Origin of the sequence: Pseudomonas sp. WHRI 8519 (assembly GCF_040224055.2) — a bacterium.
Taxonomy (GTDB): Bacteria; Pseudomonadota; Gammaproteobacteria; order Pseudomonadales; family Pseudomonadaceae; genus Aquipseudomonas; species Aquipseudomonas putida_X.
Genome location: NZ_CP167996.1, coordinates 1,577,919 through 1,596,672, shown reverse-complemented (window position 1 = coordinate 1,596,672; position 18,754 = coordinate 1,577,919). Strand labels below are relative to the sequence as shown.

The following is an 18,754-nucleotide window of genomic DNA, read 5'->3' as shown; positions in this document are numbered from 1 at the left end:
TAATGCTTGACCATGGGCCGGGGGAATTGTTCAGTCATTTGCAGCCAGTGGTGGCCGCAGCCTGGCGAACCGGCAATGCAGATGCAGCGGTGCATGGCACCGGCTTCGCCGGTGATCGCCGGCAAGCCGGCTCCCACAGGGATCTGCGCCAGCTTTGGAAGTTGAGTAAGGCAGGTGCTTTCACGGGTAAAGCGCAGGCCTGAAGGACTGCGCGGTCGCGCCAGCTTTTGGAAGGTGAGCTAGACAGTTGCTTTCACAGGTGAAGCGCAGACCTGAAGGACTGCGCGGTCGTGGTGGGAGCCGGCTTGCCGGCGATGGGGCCGCAGAGCGGCCCCTTGGCAGGTTACTTCGGTGTGCCGTGCACCACACCGGCCGTGTTGTCGAGCAAGCTCTTGGTCGCGGTCTGGATATACGCTTCGAGCTGCTTGAGCATCTGCGGCTGGTCCGGGCTTTCGATCAGCTCGGCCTTGAACTCGCTGCCCAGCTGGTAGCGGTACAGGCGCGGTGTCATGTCCTTGGACTCGATCAGGATGCGGTCACCCTGCACCAGGCCAACGATCTGCTCACTGCCCGACGGCTTGATCATGCCAATGCCCTGGTCGCCCTCAGGCAGGTTGAGCAGGTCGCGGCCCCAGCACTGGTGCCGTGCCTTGCCACCCAGGCGGCCCATGATGGTCGGCACGATGTCGACCTGGGTGCCCACGGTGTGGTTGACCGCACCGAACTTCTCCTGGATACCCGGCGCGATCAGCAGCAGCGGCACGTTGAAGCGGCCCAGGTCCAGCTCGGTGACCTGCTGGTGGTTGCCGAAACCATGGTCGCCCACGATGACGAACAGGGTGTCCTTGAAGTACGGCTCTTTGCGCGCCTTCTCGAAGAACTGGCCCAGCGCCCAGTCGGAGTAGCGCATGGCAGTCAGGTGCTCGTCCAGGCGGCCCTGGCCTGTGACCTTCTCCACCGGCAAGTCCTTGGGCAAGGCATACGGCGTGTGGTTGGACAGCGTCTGCAGCAGCGCGTAGATCGGCTTGCTGCCATCACGCTTGGCCAGTTCTTCGTGGCCCCGGTCGAACATGTCCTGGTCGGAAACGCCCCAGGTCGGGTCGGAGAACACCGGGTCGACGAAGTCGTTGCGGCCGATGAAGGTGGTCATGCCCTGGTTGCCAAAGAAGCCGGACTGGTTGTCCCAGGCGAAGTCACCGTTGTAGACGTACACATCGTCGTAGTCACGAGCGCTCAGCAGCGCCGGCAGGCCCGACAGCTTGTGCCCGCCTTCCGGGGTCTGCATCAGGTATTCGAAGCCCGGCAGGTTGGGGAAGCAGGCCATGGTCGCGAACATGCCCTGGTGGGTATGGGTACCGTTGGAGAAGAAGCGGTCGAACAACACCCCCTCCTTGGCCAGCTTGTCGAAGTACGGGGTGATGTTGTTCGGGCTGCCCAGCGCGCCTACCGAATGGCCGGCGAAGCTCTCCATGAGGATCACCACCACGTTCTTGACCGGCAAGGTGCCTTCGGCCGGCGGCACGAAGTCCCGGCGCACGGGAGCCTCGTCGGTATCGACCAGCGTGTCGTAGGGGGTCAGCAGCTGTTCACGTACCGTCTGTGTAGCCAGGTCCTGCTCCAGTACCGGCTTCCAGATGTTGGCACGGTCTTCACCGAAACGGCTCTTGGCAGCGTCGATCAGGGTCAGGGTACCGTTGAGGCCCAGCTGGTTGACGAAGTTGGAGTCGGTAGTGAAGGCATCGCCCCAGCGCATCGGCGGCCCCTGGCGCAGGGTGCCACGGGCGGCAACCACTGCCACCAGCAGGATGACCATGAACACGGCCAGGCGGTGATACCACGGTGCAACACTGCGCTGCAGCGCAACACCATCACCACCGACACCACGGGTCAGGCGGTCGATACCCTTGAACACCAGGCTCAGCAGCCAGGTGCCGAACAGCCAGGCCAGCAGGTAGCGGACCACCGGGAAACCGTACCAGAGCATGCTCATGACGGTTTTCGGGTCTTCCTGGATGTACTGGAAGACCAGGCCGTTGAGGCGCTGGTGGAATTCGCGGTAGAAGTCCAGCTCCATCAGGCCGAGGAACATCACCACGCTCGCGGAGATGGTCAGCCAGAGGCGGAACAGGCCACGCCGGGCCATGGCCCATGGGCTCAGGGTTGCCAGCAGCAACGGGATGCTCAGGTACACCACCACGCGCAGGTCGAAGCGCAAACCGTTGAAGAAGCCTTCGGCAACGGTGGAGTAAGGGGTGTCGCCGATCATGTCACTGTTGTAGACCAGCAGCGCCAGGCGTACCAGGCTGAGCATCAGCATGATCACCAGGGCACACAACAGCGTATAGGCCAAGTGCGATTTCAAGGTCGGCGAAAAGGCTCGCGCGCCCTGTTGGTTCAAGGCATCCGTGTTAGCCATGAATGGAGAGATCCTAGGATTGCGTGTTTGCGGGATGGCGCCGGTGCTAGACCAACGCAGCATTGTGCGGGTGCGGATTCTCTTTAAACCAATGTGAAAATTTTGTCACGAGGCTGTTGCTGGTTTTGTCTGCGCCAGCAAAGTGCCCCTATCCAAGGCGGACACTGCCCCTGGGACCGGCAATGGCCCAGATCACCAGGCCGATCACCGGCAGCAAGGCGATCAGCAGGATCCACAGCAGTTTGACCCCCAGCTTGGTGCCGCTCTTGATCACATTGAGGATTGCCCAGATATCCAGCACCAGAATGATCAGGCCAACCAGCCCGTTGAACGTCGAACCCATGGCAAAAACTCCGTTGTAACGTCACTGTGGCCGAGCATAGTCAGCTATCAGGTCGATAGAAGGGAATCCTTGGCCTGCCATGCCTGTCACTGGATAGACTGCAAGCATTCACAGATTCGAGGTTCGCATGCCCCCAGCACAGACCCAAACCCCCGCCTCGCACTCCTTGCTGAGCGCCTGGCGCCAGCAAGCGGCCAACACGCCGTGGCTCAGCGCGGGCCTGGGCGTGAGCTTGCTGGCGATCATCGTGCTGCTGGCGGCGAGTTTCTGGAACGCCGTCAACGGCGAACATGCCGACAACCTGCACCTGGCGCTGCTCGGCGGGCTGTCCGGCTTCGGTGCCACGGCGTTGGGCGCTGTACTGGCCGTGGTGCTGCGCGATGTCAGCGCACGCAGTCAAGACGTGATGCTCGGCTTTGCGGCGGGCATGATGCTGGCCGCCAGTTCGTTTTCATTGATTTTGCCGGGGCTCGAGGCTGCCCGCGAAATTACCGGCAACGGCCCGGCCGCTGCCTTTACCGTGGTGCTGGGCATGGGCCTGGGTGTGCTGCTGATGCTCGGGCTCGACCGCTTCACCCCACACGAACACGAAAGCACAGGCCCCTGCGGGCCCCAGGCTGAGCGCGTCAGCCGGGTGTGGTTATTCGTGCTGGCGATCACCCTGCACAACCTGCCCGAGGGCATGGCCATTGGCGTGAGCTTCACCAATGGCGACATGACGGTCGGCCTGCCACTGACCAGCGCCATTGCCATTCAGGACATCCCCGAGGGCCTGGCCGTGGCGCTTGCCTTGCGCGCGACTGGGTTGTCCAACTTCAAGGCCGCGCTGGTGGCGATTGGCTCGGGCCTGATGGAGCCCTTGGGCGCGGTGATCGGGCTGGGGATCTCCACTGGTTTCGCCCTCGCCTACCCCATCAGCATGGGGCTGGCGGCAGGGGCGATGCTGTTCGTGGTGTCTCACGAGGTGATACCCGAGACTCACCGCAATGGGCATCAGACGGCGGCCACGCTGGGGGTGATGGGCGGGTTTGCGGTGATGATGTTTCTGGATACTGCGCTGGGTTGAACAGCGCTGGATGGCACCGGCTTCGCCGGTGATCGCCGGCAAGCCGGCTCCCACATGGATTTGCGCTGGTTTTCAGGAATTGGGCAAGACGGTTGCATCCACAGGTGAAGCGCAGGCCTTAAGAACTGCGCGGTCGTGGTGGGAGCCGGCTTGCCGGCGATAGGGCCGGTGGCCACAGCCCTGAATGTCAGACGTGAACAGCGACCTTCAACGCCTCCAAGGCAGGCTCTACCTTGATCCCCAGCTCAGCCCCCAGTTCCTGCACCCGCGCCAGGTCATTCTGGCCAACCATCACCACCTGCAGCTCATCATCGAGCAACTGGCTGAAGTTGAGCAGCACATAACCACCAGCCTCTTTGTTCAACGCGGCCATCTGCACCTGGATGCGATTGAGCGCCGTCAACGGCTCGGTACGCGCAAGCTGCTTGGGCTTGAGGGTGAACGGTACGCTCTTGTCGAACGAACCGCAGATGTGCTGGAACAGCTCCTGATAGCTGTCGGCCTGGAACACCACGGTGTCCGGCAGGCTGCCGAGCACTACCCACTCGCCCAGCGGGATCGGGAAGCTGTCGTCGTAGTTGATGTCCGGGTTGGCGGCGAGGAAGGCAGCGGGGTCGGCGTAGGCCTGCGCGGCCTCGTCGGCGATGCGCTCGATGTCTTCATCGCGCATGCAGCCGGCGCCGATCAGGCTGATGAATTCGAGCAACTGGTTTTTCATGAAGGGGGCCTGCGACGGGTGAAAGTCGCCAAGGATAGCCGCAAACGCCCCCAGGCCGTTAGCCGGCTAGCGCCTGCAAGCGCGCAGCGGTGTCGACTGCGCCCATGGTATTCGCCGCCATCAGCGCAGTGGCACCGCGCGCATCCTGGCGTGCCGGGTCGGCCCCCTGGGCCAGCAGGTGGTCAAGAATCTCTACACGGTTGAACATCGCCGCCAGCATCAGCGCGGTACGCCCATCCTGCGCAGCGGCGTCGACCGGCACGCCGTGGTCCAGCAAAAGCTGGATCATGGCCAGGTCACCCTTGAACGCAGCACCCGCGATCGGAAGCTGGCCGTTGTCGTTGGCAACCAGCGGGTCGGCGCCATGGCTCAGCAATACCCGAACCGCATCATGGTGGCCATGGTAGCTGGCCAACATCAGCAGCGTGTCGCCTTTATGGTTGCGCAGATTGACCGGCAAGCCACTGGCCAGAAGACGCTCGAGCATCTCGGCATCCCCCTGGCGGGCACGCTCGAAGACCTGCTCGGCGAACGCTGCGGTCTCGTCATCGGTCATGGCGGCGGGTGCTTGTTGTTCAGACATCTGGAACCTCCTGGCAGAAAAGATTGCCCAAGTGTTTGTCAGGCAAGCCAAGCAGGTCAAAGGTTCAGAATCTATAGCGTCGATAGGCATCGACCACCTCGTGCAAAATGCACTGTGCAAAATGCACGACCATGCAGCCTGCACGGAACCGCCTCTCGGTAGATTACCCTAAGCCGCTGAAAATAAAGGATTTTTACGAAGCACGAGGTTTGGCACGGTCACTGCAATTATCAACTCACGTCTGCCCACACATCAGTCAGGAGTTGATATGGACCTCATTCAGGAAAAGTTCGTCTCGGTGTTCTCGGCCTACCAGGTCACCACCCAGCCTCGCCCCGATGGCGGCATCCTGCTGACGCTGCGCGCCACTGATGGCCGGGTTACCCGTCGCGTGCTGACCTACGCCCAACTGCACAGCGCCGAACAGCTGTCCTGGGCGATCAGCGCCATCCGCCGCGACCTGGCCGAGCAAGCCAGTGAATTGCCGGTGATCTCGATGCTGCAAAGCCAGCAGCGTTTCGCGCTGCCGACCTATCGTTGAGTTTTGTCTGCACCGGCCGCTCGCGGGTAAACCTGCGCCCTCAGAAACTGCATTGCCCATAGGGATGGCGGGGTTTCTGTAGGCACAGGCTTGCCCACGAGGGGCCGGAGCGGACACTAGAACTCGTCGATGCCTGCGTAGGCCCGCGCTGTTTCATCCCCGGTAAAGCGTGGCTGCACGCCCTGCTCACTGGTGTACAAACGCAGTGCCAGGCAAAACGGATTGTCCCCCAGCTCCACCCAGCGCCGGCTCCCTGCCGGAATCACCAGCTGGTCGCCTTTCTCACACACCAGCGCATACACATAGTCACCCAGGCGCAGCCCGATTTGGGCGCGGCCTGTAATCACGGCAAACACTTCGTTCACGTCATGCACATGCTCATCGCGCAAGTCGACCTGCGCCGGGTCGGCACCGTCGCGGTTGAGCACACTGAAGGCTGTGCAGCCTTGGGCAGTCATCAGCCGGTCAAGGTGTTCGCGGCAGGTGCTCATCACCTCTTCCTCGCTGCTGCCTGGCCGAATGCGCAGCGCCAGCGCAGCGTGGTCAAAACGCACGCCCTGCTCTGCCAACGTTGCGGCAATGTCGTCGTGGTGGGTCAATACCTTGTTCGGCAAGGCCGGGCTGGACGGGTGGAATACACAGAGGATGCTCATCAGCGTCAGGTCCTGGTCGATTTCGAACGAGTGGCAATGATAACGGCTGCCGCAAGCGCTGCGGCGCTGGCCATACCAAAGGTGAACGTGGGGCCCAGCAGCTTCCAGCTGTAGCCCGAATACAATGCCCCCAGCGCACCGCCGGTGCCCGACAGCGCCGCATACAATGCCTGGCCCTGGCCTTGCTGACGGGCACCGAAGCTGGCCTGGACGAACGCGATGGAGGCGGCATGGAAGCAGCCGAACGTGGCCGCGTGCAGCACCTGGGCGAAAACCAACACACCCGGCTCGCCCGCCAGGTTACCCAGCAGCAGCCAGCGCAGGGCGGCCAACAGGAAGCTGGCCAGCAGCACTTGCTGCACACTGAAGCGCGTGAAGATGCGGCTCATGGCCATGAAGACAAGTACTTCAGCCACCACTCCCAGCGCCCAGAGCAGGCCGATGGCACTGCGGCTGTAGCCCAGGTGCTCCAGGTGCAACGTGAGGAAGGTGTAGTAAGGCCCATGGCTGAGCTGCATCAATGCCACGCAGAGGTAGAAGGCAACCACCCCAGGCGCCCGCAACTGGCGCAGAAAGCCGCCCGCGCCGCGCCGCTCGCCCTGCTCCACCGGCTGGGCATTGGGCACCCACAGGCTGGCCGCGACGATGCCCGCCATGATGGTCACCAGGGCGACCGGGTAGATATCGAGGCTCAGCCATTCGAACAACCGCCCAAGCCCGACCACGGTGAGGATGAAACCGATCGAACCCCACAGGCGCACCTGGCTGTAGCGCGCCGTCTGCCCGTGCAGATGGGCCAGGGTGATGACCTCGAACTGCGGCAGCACCGCATGCCAGAAGAACGCGTGCAGGGCCATGACCATCGCCAGCCAAGCGTAGCTTTTGCCGAAGAAGATCAGTGCAAAGGTGGCCAGGGTACACAGCGCGCCGAGGCGCACGATCAGCAGCCGCTGGCCGCTGCGATCACCCAACCAGCCCCACAGGTTGGGCGCGACGCAGCGCATCAGCATGGGGATGGCCACCAGCTCGCCGATACGCGCCGGGGGGAAGCCGAGGTGGTCGAAGTACAGGGCCAGGAATGGGGCTGTCGAACCCAGGAGAGCGAAGTAGAAGAGGTAGAAGCTGGACAGCCGCCAGTAAGGGATTGCAGTCATCAGGGCTCAGCCAGAAAGGGATATTGCCTGTACCGGCCCTATCGCCGGCAAGCCGGCTCCCACTGGGGCAGCAAGTGAAATCAGAGCTGGCCCCGCTGGACATTGCGGGGCAGCTGTCTTGCTCAACACCTAAAAGCTGGCGCGATCCCGGTGGGAGCCGGCTTGCCGGCGATGGGGCCGGTACTGTCGAATCAGAGCTGGCGCAGAACCGGAGTAGCGACCTTCACTTCGGCATTCTGCGCCCGGTGACGCAGCAGGTGATCCATCAGCACGATGGCCATCATCGCCTCGGCGATCGGCGTTGCGCGAATGCCAACGCACGGGTCATGACGGCCTTTGGTGACGACATCGACCGGGTTGCCATCCACGTCGATCGAGCGGCCCGGCACGGTGATGCTGGAGGTCGGCTTGAGCGCCAGGTGGGCGACGATCGGCTGCCCAGAGCTGATACCGCCCAGAATCCCCCCCGCATTATTGCTGAGGAAGCCTTCAGGGGTCAGCTCGTCGCGATGCTCGGTGCCGCGCTGGGCGATGCTGGCGAAGCCGGCACCGATTTCAACGCCCTTCACCGCGTTGATGCTCATCAGCGCATGGGCCAGCTCCGCGTCCAGGCGATCGAAAATCGGCTCACCCAAGCCCGGCATCACGCCTTCGGCCACCACGGTGATTTTCGCCCCGACCGAGTCCTGGTCGCGGCGCAGCTGGTCCATGTAAGCCTCCAGCTCTGGCACCTTGTCCGGGTCGGGGCTGAAGAAGGCGTTGTCCTGCACCGAATCCCAGGTCTTGAAGGGGATTTCGATCGGCCCCAACTGGCTCATGTAGCCGCGCACCTGAATGCCCTGGGTGGCCAGGTACTTCTTGGCAATGGCACCGGCCGCCACGCGCATGGCAGTTTCACGGGCCGAGCTGCGGCCACCGCCGCGGTAGTCGCGGATGCCATATTTGTGGTGGTAGGTGTAGTCGGCGTGGGCCGGGCGGAACAGGTCCTTGATCGTCGAGTAGTCCTTGGACTTCTGATCAGTGTTGCGGATCAGCAGGCCGATCGAGCAACCGGTGGTACGGCCCTCGAACACGCCGGAGAGTATCTCCACTTCGTCCGGTTCCTGGCGCTGGGTGGTGTGCCGGCTGGTACCGGGCTTACGCCGGTCTAGGTCGTGCTGCAGGTCGGCGAGGGAGAGTTCCAGGCCCGGAGGGCAGCCATCGACAATGGCGACCAACGCCGGGCCATGGCTTTCGCCAGCGGTGGTGACAGTGAACAGCTTGCCGTAGGTATTGCCGGACATGGACGCTCCGCGAGTCTGCCTGAAATTGACGAGAGCAGCAGTATACAGATGGAACGCCGCTCTGTGAGCGCCCTGTCACCGGCTGCCGGCGAGAAGCGATCATCGCCATGCCATCTGCCGAACCTTCCCACGAACATTGGGTCAAACGCCACATCTCCCCATGTAGTACCGCATGATGCCGCGCTTCGTCGCCCTGTTCCTCCTGCTGTGCACCGGCCTTGCCCAGGCAGCCTCACCCACTATCCTGCAACGCCCTATCGACCTGGACACAGGCCAGGGCGTGCTGCATGGCAGCCTGCTGTTGCCGCAGCAGGCCACCCCACCCCCTGTGGTACTGATCATCGCCGGCTCCGGCCCCACCGACCGCGACGGCAACAACCCGGCCTCGGGGCGTATCGACAACCTCAAGCGCCTGGCGCTGCTGCTGGCCAATGAGCACATTGCCAGCGTGCGTTACGACAAGCGCGGCGTCGCCGCCAGCCTGCCGGCCACCCCCGATGAGCGCAACCTCAGTGTCGAGCGCTACGTTGCCGATGTGGTGGCCTGGAGCCGCAAGCTCAAGGCCGACCCGCGCTTCGGCCCGCTGATACTGGTCGGCCACAGCGAAGGCGCACTGATCGCCACCCTGGCCGCCGAGCAGGCCGGCGCCAGCGCGGTAATCACCCTGGCCGGCAGCGGCCGGCCCATCGCCGATGTGCTGCGCGAGCAACTGGCGCAGCGCATGCCACCCGCGCAACTGGCCCGTACCAGCGCCCTGCTCGACCGCCTGCAGGCCGGGCAGACCAGCCTGGATGTCCCCGCGCCCCTGCGTCAGGTTTTCCGCCCCAGCGTGCAGCCCTACCTGATCTCACTGTTCCGGCAGGACCCGGCCAAGGCCTTCGCCCGCCTGCCGATGCCGGCGCTGATCATCCAGGGCCGCAACGACGTGCAAGTCGATGTGGCCGATGCCGAACGCCTGAAGGCGGCCAAACCCGATGCCCAGCTGGTACTGATCGACGGCATGAATCACATGCTGCGCATCAGCCCCAAAGCCATGAGCGAACAGCGCGACAGCTACCTGAACCCTGAACTGCCGCTGGCTCGTGAGCTGGGTGAGCGGGTGGTGACCTTCATTCATCAGTTGCCCTCAGCCTGAGGAGATCGCTGCACAATGGCCTCAGGTCCTGGGCGATACGGCCGATAAGCTCGGTATTGGCTTGCATGTGAGAACGCCCTGATGACCGACGCCCCCGCCGCCGTAGAGCCGGCCGAAGAGCCGCAAGCCCCGGACAGCCCCGTGCTGCCCTGGGCTGACCTGGCAGTAGAACACTTTCAGCTGCTGCGCCTGGCGCCGCTGCCCACCGACCGCAACAGCGGCGCTCGGCCGCTGCGTTTCGTCGAGTTCGGCCACGCCGAGCGCCACGACAAGGCGCACAGCCTGCTGCGCATGGAAATCCACCTGCCCGGGCAGAAGGTGCGCAAGGAGCAGAACCAACTGGATGTGCGGGTCGACCACCTCGAGCGGCGGGTGAGCATCGGCAGCGACAGCGGCCTGCAGCTGGAGCCACTGAACCGCGGCCTGGGGCGCTTCATGCTGGCCCAGGCGGTGCAGTGGTTGCAGCGCAAGTGGCCGCATTACCACATTGAAGGCGTGGCGCTGCCGAACAAGGACGCGCTGAACGAGGACACGCGCCTGCGCCGCGACCGCTTCCTGACCGCGACCGGCCTTGAGGTCGAGTACACCGACGGGCAGCACCTCAAAGGCCGCACGGTGGAGGCCACGGTCGGCCAGCTCAAGGGCGGCTGGAACAGTGAGAAAGTGCAACGGGTGACCATGCTCGAAGCGGCCGGGATGCTGCAGCAGGCCGAGCAGAACCTTTTGGAAAAGGAAGCGCAACTGCGCGAGCGCGATGAGCGGGTGGCCAAGTACCGCCGCGAGGATAGCGGGCTGCGCTTTACCATTACCTGCCTGGTGGCGTTCGCGGTGTTCCAGGCAGGGTTGCTGATCTGGATTGCCACCCGCTAGCGCGGGCGGGTGCATGCCACGGGTGCTGCAGCGGTCGAGACCGTGCAACCTGGGCATGCCCCTATCCCGTCAGGCCCCGATCAGAGGCGGGCCTTGAACAGTTCCTGATGCTGCCGGCACTGCTCTGCCGTCAGCATGAACACCCCATGCCCACCGCGCTCGAAGTCCAGCCAGGCGAAGTCGACCTCCGGGTACAGTTGCTCGACATGCACCTGGCTATTGCCCACCTCAACAATCAGCAGGCCCTTCTCAGTCAAGTGCTCGGCCGCCTCGGCCAACATGCGCCGCACCAGGTCCAGGCCATCGTTGCCGCAGGCCAGGCCCATCTTCGGCTCGTGGTGATACTCGGCCGGCATGTCGCCGAAGTCCTCGGCATCGACATACGGCGGGTTGGACAGGATCAGGTCGAAGCGCTGCCCAGGCAGGCCCGCAAAGCCGTCGCCCTGCACCGTGTACACACGCTCGTCCAGGCCGTGGCGCTCGATGTTCTGGTTGGCCACTTCAAGCGCTTCGAAGGACAGGTCGGCCAACACCACCTCGGCCTCGGGGAACACCTCGGCCGCCACGATACCGATGCAACCCGAGCCGGTGCACAGGTCGAGAATGCGCGCAGGCTCGCTGGCCAGCCACGGCTCGAAGCGATTTTCGATCAGCTCGCCGATCGGCGAACGCGGTACCAGCACACGCTCGTCCACGATGAATGACATACCGCAGAACCACGCCTCACCCAACAGGTATGCCGTGGGTACACGGTCTTCGATACGGCGCTTGAGCAGGTGCTGCAGGCGTACACGCTCGTCGTCCTCAAGCTGGCAATCCAGGTAGCTGTCGGCGATTTCCCACGGCAGGTGCACGGCGCCCAGCACCAGCAGGCGGGCTTCATCCCAGGCGTTGTCGGCACCATGGCCGAAAAACAGCTCGTGCTCGTGGAAGCGGCTGACTGCCCAGCGGATATGGTCGCGCAAGGTGCGCAGACGAGATGTGATCACGGGGTACTCCTATTGATATCTGGACAAAAGTCTAACAGCCCGCACCGCACAAATGTTCCTGCGGATCGCCCAGTGGGTAGCCACAGGCCAGTAACTGCGCAGGTTTGGTTGTCAACCATTCCCATTGGCGCCAAGGCAAGGGAGAATAGCGATACAAAAGCCCTTCCAAGGAGCCCTTGATGTCCGTTCCAACCACGATGTTCCGCCTCACTGGTCGCGATTACCCGCCGGCCAAGCTGAGCCAAGCCAGCCTGATCGTCATCGATGCGCAAAAAGAGTACCTCAGTGGTCCGCTCGCGCTGTCGGGCATGGACGAGGCCGTGGCCAACATCGCCAGGTTGCTCGACGCCGCCCGCAAGGCTGGCCGTCCGATCATCCACGTCCGCCACCTCGGTACCGTCGGCGGCCGCTTCGACCCACAAGGCCCTGCCGGTGAATTCATCCCGGGGCTGGAGCCACGCGACGGTGAAATAATCATCGAAAAGCGCATGCCAAATGCCTTCAAGAACACCAAGCTGCACGAAACCCTGCAGGAGCTGGGGCACCTGGACCTGATCGTCTGCGGCTTCATGAGCCATTCCAGCGTCAGCACCACCGTACGCCGGGCCAAGGACTATGGTTATCGTTGCACCCTGGTGCAAGACGCTTCGGCGACCCGCGACCTGGCCTTGAAAGACCGCGTGATTCCCGCTGCGCAGATTCACGAGTGCGAAATGGCCGTCATGGCCGACAACTTCGCCTGCGTCGCCCCCACCGCCAGCCTGATCTGAGCCTGGCGAGCTGACCACCGCCCGGCAGCCGGGCGGAACCAGGGGGCCGGTTGCGGGTCGAATTCCGGATATCCACAGAGGAAATCGGAATGAAACTCAAAGGCAGTTTCGACGCCAAACGCCTGCGCCAGCGCCAACCAAGCAACTGGGGCGCCCGCCTGGCCGCCGGCCTGTCGGCGCTGCTAGCCACCTTCGGTGTGCTGCTGGCCATGGCCGGCATCGCTGGGCTGCTGGGTAATTACCCAGCCTTTGCCGAGCTCAATGCCAACCGCCCGCTTTCGATTACCCTGAGCGTGGCCGGGCTGTTGCTGCTGTACCTGGGCGTGCGCTTCTGGCGGCGCAGCCGCATTCGCCTGCGCCGCGGGCGGGAGCTGAACATGTCGCCGCACCTGATGAAGAAGCACGACTGAACGCTTTGCCCAAGCGCCCCTGCCCTGCCGAGGGCAGGGGCATTGCTGACGCCACAGGGTTGATCGCGTAAACTACGCCGCCCACGTGGAGGCACCATGCAAGACGACGATTTTTCCCTGTTCAGCGCCGAGGTGCGCGGCGTCAAGCCGATCAAGCACGACCGTGCCGAGGTCGGCAAACCCAAGGCTGACCGCAAGCAGCTGGCTGGCCTGCGCCAGGCGGCGACCGTGCGCAGTGACCAGACGTTGGTGATCGACGGGCTGTCCGACCAGTTCGTGATCGACGTGGGTGCCGAAGACGAGTTGATGTGGCGCCGCGACGGCGTGCAGGAAACCCAGCTGCGCAAGCTCAAACTCGGCCAGATCGCCTTCGAGGGTAGCCTTGACCTGCACGGCATGACGGTGGAGAAGGCCCGCGAAACCCTGTGGGCCTTCATTGCCGAGGCTACCAAGCTGGAAGTGCGCTGCGTGCGCGTGACCCACGGCAAGGCCGCACGCCTGGATGGCAAGCGCCCAATGATCAAGAGCCACGTCAACACCTGGCTGCGCCAGCACCCGCAGGTGCTCGGTTTCACCTCCTGCCAGGCTCGCCATGGCGGCACCGGTGCCGTGTACGTAATGCTCAAACGAACCATGATGGAAGGCCGCGACGAGTAACGCCGCGCTTGCAGCGCAGGCTTTGCCGCCGTAACCTTCGTTTTTGCGATTTTTTCCCACAGGTAGATACATGTCCCTGGAACAGAACTACACCGAGATCCTCAGCCAGATCGGCGAGGACGTCTCCCGTGAGGGCCTGCTCGACACGCCCAAGCGGGCTGCAAAGGCCATGAAGTACCTTTGCCGCGGTTATGAGCAGACGCTGGAAGAAGTGACCAACGGCGCACTGTTCACCTCCGACAACAGCGAAATGGTGCTGGTCCGGGACATCGAGCTGTATTCGATGTGCGAACACCACATGCTGCCGTTCATTGGCAAGGCGCACGTGGCCTACCTGCCCAAGGGCAAGGTACTGGGCCTGTCCAAGGTCGCGCGGATCGTCGACATGTACGCCCGCCGCCTGCAGATCCAGGAAAACCTCAGCCGTCAGATCGCCGATGCCGTGCAGCAGGTGACCGGCGCTGCGGGTGTGGCGGTGGTTATCGAAGCCAAGCACATGTGCATGATGATGCGCGGTGTGGAGAAGCAGAACTCGACCATGCTCACTTCGGTGATGCTTGGCGAATTCCGCGACAACCCGGCCACGCGCATGGAGTTCCTCGGCCTGATCAAATGATCGGCGCGTGACCCGAGCCGGCCCTGTGGGTCGGCTTTTTCTTTTCAGGAGTTGCAGATGATCGTCAAAGCCTTGCGGGTCGGCCTCGGCCAGCTCATCGTGTTCGGCGACCTGATCAGCCGCCCGGCCAAGCGCAAGCGTGATGCCGCGGCCCAGGCGCAGGTCGAGCAGCAGGCCAAGGGCCTTGCGCTGTACCAGTTCCATGCGTGCCCGTTCTGCGTGAAAACCCGCCGCACCCTGCACCGCCTGAATGTGCCAGTGGCGTTGCGCGATGCGAAGAACGACCCGGCGCACCGCCAGGCGCTGCTCGAAGGTGGCGGCCGGGTGAAAGTGCCGTGCTTGCGCATTGAAGAGCAAGGCAATGTGACCTGGATGTATGAGTCCAAGGCAATCATTGCCTACCTGGACAAGCGCTTCGCGTCGGCCTGATACGCCTTATTTTTCCCGATCGCCGGCAAGCCGGCTCCCACAAGGATGGTGTTGGCTTCCAGGAATAAGGTAAGACGTTGCTCGCACCGCTACCGCGCAGGTCTTCAGGCCTGCGCTTTACCTGTGGAAGCAACCGTCTTGCTCAATTTCTAAAAGCCGGCGCAATCCATGTGGCCGGCTTGCCGGCGATAGGGCCGGTAATGCCTCAACCTACCATCGGCACATGCCGAGGATGCGCTGCCACCCGGTCCAACCAGGCCCGCACCCCCGGGTACTCAGCCAGGTCAAACCCACCCTGATGCGCCACATGGGTGTAGGCATACAACGCCACATCGGCAATCGAATACTGCTCGCCCACCAGATACGGCGTCATCTGCAACTGCCGCTCCATCACCTTCAATGCCTTGTAGCCGCCCTTGTGCAGCTTGCGGTATTCGTCCACGCGCTCATCAGGCAACCCCAGGTAGAACTGGATGAACCGCGCCACGGCTATGTAAGGCTCATGGCTGTACTGCTCGAAAAACTGCCACTGCAGTACCTGGGTACGCAAGCGCGGCTCGCTGGGCAGGTACTCGCTGCCATCTGCCAGGAAATTGAGAATGGCGTTGGACTCCCACAGGCAGGTGCCGTCCTCCAGCTGCAGCACCGGCACCTTGCCATTGGGGTTCATCGCCAGAAATTCAGGCGTTTGGGTCTCGCCCTTGAGGATATCCACCGGATGCCATTCATAAGGGCTGTCCAGCAGGCTGAGCATCAGCTTGACCTTGTAACAGTTGCCCGACTGGTAGTCGCCATAGACCTTGTACATCGCCCCTCCCTCCAATGCAGTTGCGCAATCGTGCCCAATAGTTGGCGACTGTACGGCTAAAAGCAATGCCCGCTGTATCGCAAGGATCAATCCAGCGCGCGTTAGTCTGCAAAAACTGCTTACACATGGACAAGGACTCACCCCATGACCGATGCCACCTCCGCACGCCTGCGGCCCCTGGCAGAGAGCTCACCGTCGGCCGTCGTCGCCGGCTTCATCGCCATGCTCACCGGCTACACCAGCTCGCTGGTGCTGATGTTCCAGGCTGGCCAGGCCGCGGGCCTTTCGACGGCGCAGATCTCGTCGTGGATCTGGGCCCTGTCCATCGGCATGGCGGTCTGCAGCATCGGCCTGTCACTGCGCTACCGCACCCCGATCACCGTAGCCTGGTCGACGCCCGGCGCTGCGCTGTTGATCACCAGCCTGGGCGGGGTCAGCTACGGCGAGGCCATCGGTGCCTACATCACCTGTGCCGTGCTGGTGCTCATCTGTGGCCTGACCGGCAGCTTCGAACGCCTGGTCAAACGTATCCCGGCATCACTGGCCTCGGCCTTGCTGGCCGGCATCCTGTTCAAGATCGGCAGTGAAATCTTCGTCGCGGCGCAGCACCGCACGCTGCTGGTGCTGGGCATGTTCTTCAGTTACCTGCTGGTCAAACGCCTGTCGCCCCGCTACTGCGTGCTGGCAGCGTTACTGGTGGGCACGGCGCTGTCCGGCGCATTGGGCTTGCTGGACTTCAGCGGCTTCCAGCTGGAAGTGGCCACCCCGGTGTGGACCACACCCAGCTTCTCGCTGGCCGCGACCATCAGTATCGGCATCCCACTGTTCGTGGTGGCCATGACCTCGCAAAACATGCCGGGCGTTGCCGTGTTGCGTGCCGATGGTTATCAGGTGCCGGCTTCGCCATTGATCTCAGCCACGGGCTTTGCCTCACTGCTGCTGGCGCCGTTCGGCTCGCACGGGGTCAACCTGGCGGCCATCAGCGCGGCGATCTGCACTGGGCCGCATGCTCATGAAGACCCTGCCAAGCGCTATACAGCGGCAGTGTGGTGCGGGATTTTCTATGGCATTGCCGGAGTGTTCGGCGCCACCTTGGCGGCGTTGTTCGCTGCATTGCCGAAGGAGCTGGTGCTGTCCATTGCGGCATTGGCGCTGTTCGGCTCGATCATGAACGGCCTGACGGTGGCGATGGGTGAGGCGCGCGAGCGAGAGGCCGCGCTGATCACCTTCATGGTCACGGCTTCGGGGTTGACCCTGTTTTCGATTGGCTCGGCATTCTGGGGGATTGTGGCAGGGGTGCTGACCCTGCTGATTCTCAGCCCGCGCAGGGGGTGATCGAAGGGGGCTGTGCCAGCCCCATCGCCGGCAAGCCGGCTCCCACAGGTACAACGCAAGCCTTGAAGGCTGTGGTGTACCTGGGCTGCCTCCAAGACATTTGCCCCTCATCCAATGTCTTGGAGGCAGTCCATTATTGAAGACAGTCCACTTTCGGGCCCAATCCACTTTCAGGAGGACTCCACCCAACCGGTGGGAGCCGGCTTGCCGGCGATAGGGCCGGTACAGACGATCACAAACGGAAATGCCCCACCATCCCCTTCAGGTCACTGCCCAACTGCGCCAACTCGATACTTGACCGGGCATTGCCCTGCATGGCCAACGCCGCCTGATCGGCACTCCCACGAATCTGGGTAACGCTGCGACTGATCTCCTCAGCCACCGAGCTCTGCTGCTCTGCCGCCGCAGCAATCTGCTGGTTCATCTGCTGAATCAACGACACCGCCGCCGCAATACTGCCCAAGGCGCTTTCGGTTTGCAGCGCATCGGCCACCGCCAGGCGTACCAGGTCGGTACTGCCACGGATCTGCGCCACCGACTGCTGGGCATTGCCGCGCAGGCTGGCAACCAACCGCTCGATCTCCTCGGTGGATTGCCGGGTACGCCGCGCCAGCGCCCGTACCTCATCGGCCACCACAGCAAAACCACGCCCCTGCTCGCCCGCCCGCGCCGCTTCGATGGCGGCATTGAGCGCCAGCAGGTTGGTCTGCTCGGCGACACTCTTGATCACTTCCAGCACATCGCCAATGGTGTGGATCTCGGCGCTCAGGCTGTCAATACCAGCGCTGGCCGCCTCCGCCGCCGCCGCCAGTTGCTCGATACGCTGCATGCTCTGGCGCACCACCACCTGGCCCGAATCAACCTTCTCGTCAGCAGCCTGCGCCGCCAACGCCGCCTCCTCGGCATTGCGCGCCACATCGTGCACGGTGGCGGTCATCTGCTGCATGGCGGTAGCCACTTGCTCGGTCTCTTCCTTCTGGCTGCCCACTTCGCGGTTGGTCTGCTCCGTCACCGCAGACAGCGCCTGGGCACTGCCAGCCAGTTGCTCGATGCCCTGCTGCAAGCCGCTGACGATGCCCGACAGGCCGGCAGCCATCTGCTGCATCGCCTGCATCAACTGCCCCACTTCATCGTTGCGCGCAGCTTCCGCGTCCAGGCTCAACTCCCCGGCAGCGATGCGCTGGGCCCGGCCAATCACCCGTTTCAGCGGGCCGACCACCGCCCGCGTGATCAACCACCCCGCCAGTACACCCACCAGCAGCGCCAGCCCGGTAGCCAAGGCAATGGCCACAGCATTGCGCGTCAGCTCACCCTGCATCGCTTGCTCGTCCGCCGCATAAGCCCGGTCGACCCGCTGCGTGGCCTGCTCTGCACGCGCCTGCAGTTGCGCCTTGATACCCTGCTCTTTAGCGAGCAGGTCAGTGTATTCATTGAGTTTGTCCGAGAAACCGGCGATATGCCCCTGCACCTCGCCCAGCACGCTCTGGTAGCCCGCATCGCCAACTGCCGCCTTGAGCTGCTCGACCAGCCCTGCCGCTTCAACGGTCTGGGCGATGCGCCCTTCGCCTGCACCTTCCTCGCCCTTGCGGCTCTGGTCCAGGCGTACACGGGCCTCGTCCATGGCCTGCAGCATCAAGCGAGATACCTGGGCCACCTGCGCGGCCTGCTCCAGAAACTCCCCGCCTTGCTGGCCTTGTGATTGTTTGAGCGTATAGGTGCCGTCATCGGCCAGGCCGGCCTGCAATACATCAAGGTTGTTGGCCACGCTGGAGACCGACCAACTGGCCGTGTCCAGCGCCAACTCCTTGGCCTGCACCGCTTCGACAAAGGCTTCGAAAGCCTGGCCATACGCCGCCAGGTCCGCTTCGGCCGCCGCCAGAGCCGGCAGGCTGCGGGCACGTTCGCTGAGGTTGTGCAGGCCGCTGCGCAAAGCCTCTGCCTCCTTGATATCGGAGCGCAGGGCAAAGGCCTGTTCATG

The 18,754-nt window shown here is 63.6% G+C and carries 20 protein-coding genes and 1 pseudogene; 10 read left to right on the top strand and 11 right to left on the bottom strand.

The genetic code is table 11. The features are described from left to right. Window positions 1–343: 343 nt before the first annotated feature. Both ABRP30_RS07230 and ABRP30_RS07225 read right to left on the bottom strand, forming a co-directional pair. Window positions 344–2,416, bottom strand: coding sequence for an LTA synthase family protein (locus ABRP30_RS07230; RefSeq protein ID WP_267821953.1), 2,073 nt, complete (start codon window positions 2,414–2,416; stop codon window positions 344–346). 148 nt (window positions 2,417–2,564) lie between these two features. Next, the gene (locus ABRP30_RS07225) at window positions 2,565–2,759 is read right to left on the bottom strand and encodes a PLDc N-terminal domain-containing protein (protein ID WP_349976095.1); all 195 of its coding nucleotides are present in this window, start codon (window positions 2,757–2,759) and stop codon (window positions 2,565–2,567) included. Window positions 2,760–2,886: 127 nt separating this feature from the next. On the opposite strand from ABRP30_RS07225, the gene ABRP30_RS07220 reads away from it, so the two are divergent. Beyond that, window positions 2,887–3,825 carry a ZIP family metal transporter gene (locus ABRP30_RS07220; RefSeq protein WP_267821950.1) on the top strand — a complete coding sequence of 313 codons (939 nt, stop codon included), beginning with the start codon at window positions 2,887–2,889 and terminating at the stop codon, window positions 3,823–3,825. 187 nt (window positions 3,826–4,012) lie between these two features. On the opposite strand, the gene ABRP30_RS07215 is transcribed toward ABRP30_RS07220, so the two are convergent. Both ABRP30_RS07215 and ABRP30_RS07210 read right to left on the bottom strand, forming a co-directional pair. Next, window positions 4,013–4,543, bottom strand: a complete 531-nt coding sequence (locus tag ABRP30_RS07215) for a hypothetical protein (protein ID WP_349976094.1) — start codon at window positions 4,541–4,543, stop codon at window positions 4,013–4,015. Window positions 4,544–4,601: 58 nt separating this feature from the next. Next, a complete protein-coding gene (locus ABRP30_RS07210; RefSeq protein ID WP_349976093.1) occupies window positions 4,602–5,126 on the bottom strand; it encodes an ankyrin repeat domain-containing protein in 525 nt (174 codons plus the stop codon). A gap of 268 nt (window positions 5,127–5,394) precedes the next feature. Here ABRP30_RS07210 and ABRP30_RS07205 point away from each other — a divergent pair, with 268 nt between their 5' ends. Further along, complete coding sequence (locus ABRP30_RS07205) at window positions 5,395–5,667, top strand: DUF3509 domain-containing protein (protein WP_349976092.1); 273 nt, start codon at window positions 5,395–5,397, stop codon at window positions 5,665–5,667. 116 nt (window positions 5,668–5,783) lie between these two features. Here ABRP30_RS07205 and ABRP30_RS07200 read toward each other — a convergent pair whose 3' ends face one another. The 3 genes from ABRP30_RS07200 to aroC form a co-directional block, all read right to left on the bottom strand. Continuing rightward, a complete protein-coding gene (locus tag ABRP30_RS07200; protein WP_349976091.1) occupies window positions 5,784–6,320 on the bottom strand; it encodes an oxidase in 537 nt (178 codons plus the stop codon). Window positions 6,321–6,325: 5 nt separating this feature from the next. Further along, on the bottom strand, window positions 6,326–7,477 hold the full coding sequence (locus ABRP30_RS07195; protein WP_241803395.1) for an MFS transporter: 1,152 nt from the start codon (window positions 7,475–7,477) through the stop codon (window positions 6,326–6,328). Between the two features lie 188 nt (window positions 7,478–7,665). Further along, window positions 7,666–8,757: a chorismate synthase gene (aroC, locus tag ABRP30_RS07190; RefSeq protein WP_349976090.1), complete on the bottom strand. Its 1,092-nt coding sequence runs from the start codon at window positions 8,755–8,757 to the stop codon at window positions 7,666–7,668. 172 nt (window positions 8,758–8,929) lie between these two features. Here aroC and ABRP30_RS07185 point away from each other — a divergent pair, with 172 nt between their 5' ends. Both ABRP30_RS07185 and ABRP30_RS07180 read left to right on the top strand, forming a co-directional pair. Then, window positions 8,930–9,892, top strand: a complete 963-nt coding sequence (locus ABRP30_RS07185; RefSeq protein ID WP_349976089.1) for an alpha/beta fold hydrolase — start codon at window positions 8,930–8,932, stop codon at window positions 9,890–9,892. Window positions 9,893–9,973: 81 nt separating this feature from the next. Further along, complete coding sequence (locus ABRP30_RS07180; RefSeq protein WP_349976088.1) at window positions 9,974–10,762, top strand: hypothetical protein; 789 nt, start codon at window positions 9,974–9,976, stop codon at window positions 10,760–10,762. Window positions 10,763–10,842: 80 nt separating this feature from the next. Here the strand turns inward: ABRP30_RS07180 and prmB are convergent, their stop codons facing one another. Then, the gene (gene prmB, locus ABRP30_RS07175; RefSeq protein WP_241802956.1) at window positions 10,843–11,751 is read right to left on the bottom strand and encodes a 50S ribosomal protein L3 N(5)-glutamine methyltransferase; all 909 of its coding nucleotides are present in this window, start codon (window positions 11,749–11,751) and stop codon (window positions 10,843–10,845) included. Between the two features lie 179 nt (window positions 11,752–11,930). Between prmB and ABRP30_RS07170 the strand changes: the two genes are divergently transcribed. The 5 genes from ABRP30_RS07170 (at window position 11,931) to ABRP30_RS07150 (ending at window position 14,633) form a co-directional block, all read left to right on the top strand. Further along, a complete protein-coding gene (locus ABRP30_RS07170; RefSeq protein WP_012313346.1) occupies window positions 11,931–12,521 on the top strand; it encodes a cysteine hydrolase family protein in 591 nt (196 codons plus the stop codon). An 89-nt stretch (window positions 12,522–12,610) separates the two neighbouring features. Then, on the top strand, window positions 12,611–12,931 hold the full coding sequence (locus ABRP30_RS07165) for a hypothetical protein (protein WP_241802955.1): 321 nt from the start codon (window positions 12,611–12,613) through the stop codon (window positions 12,929–12,931). 96 nt (window positions 12,932–13,027) lie between these two features. After that, the gene (locus tag ABRP30_RS07160; protein ID WP_241802954.1) at window positions 13,028–13,588 is read left to right on the top strand and encodes a Smr/MutS family protein; all 561 of its coding nucleotides are present in this window, start codon (window positions 13,028–13,030) and stop codon (window positions 13,586–13,588) included. Between the two features lie 70 nt (window positions 13,589–13,658). After that, the gene (gene folE, locus ABRP30_RS07155) at window positions 13,659–14,204 is read left to right on the top strand and encodes a GTP cyclohydrolase I FolE (RefSeq protein WP_241802953.1); all 546 of its coding nucleotides are present in this window, start codon (window positions 13,659–13,661) and stop codon (window positions 14,202–14,204) included. Between the two features lie 57 nt (window positions 14,205–14,261). Then, on the top strand, window positions 14,262–14,633 hold the full coding sequence (locus ABRP30_RS07150; protein WP_267821937.1) for a glutaredoxin: 372 nt from the start codon (window positions 14,262–14,264) through the stop codon (window positions 14,631–14,633). Window positions 14,634–14,838: 205 nt separating this feature from the next. Here the strand turns inward: ABRP30_RS07150 and ABRP30_RS07145 are convergent, their stop codons facing one another. Beyond that, window positions 14,839–15,441: a glutathione S-transferase family protein gene (locus tag ABRP30_RS07145; RefSeq protein WP_267821935.1), complete on the bottom strand. Its 603-nt coding sequence runs from the start codon at window positions 15,439–15,441 to the stop codon at window positions 14,839–14,841. A gap of 144 nt (window positions 15,442–15,585) precedes the next feature. Here ABRP30_RS07145 and ABRP30_RS07140 point away from each other — a divergent pair, with 144 nt between their 5' ends. Beyond that, window positions 15,586–16,776, top strand: a complete 1,191-nt coding sequence (locus tag ABRP30_RS07140) for a benzoate/H(+) symporter BenE family transporter (protein WP_349976087.1) — start codon at window positions 15,586–15,588, stop codon at window positions 16,774–16,776. A 232-nt stretch (window positions 16,777–17,008) separates the two neighbouring features. Here ABRP30_RS07140 and ABRP30_RS07135 read toward each other — a convergent pair whose 3' ends face one another. Both ABRP30_RS07135 and ABRP30_RS07130 read right to left on the bottom strand, forming a co-directional pair. Continuing rightward, window positions 17,009–17,713: a methyl-accepting chemotaxis protein gene (locus ABRP30_RS07135; RefSeq protein WP_372490477.1), complete on the bottom strand. Its 705-nt coding sequence runs from the start codon at window positions 17,711–17,713 to the stop codon at window positions 17,009–17,011. 204 nt (window positions 17,714–17,917) lie between these two features. Continuing rightward, window positions 17,918–18,094 (bottom strand): annotated as a pseudogene (locus tag ABRP30_RS07130) (hypothetical protein); the annotation flags it as partial. Window positions 18,095–18,754: the final 660 nt, after the last annotated feature.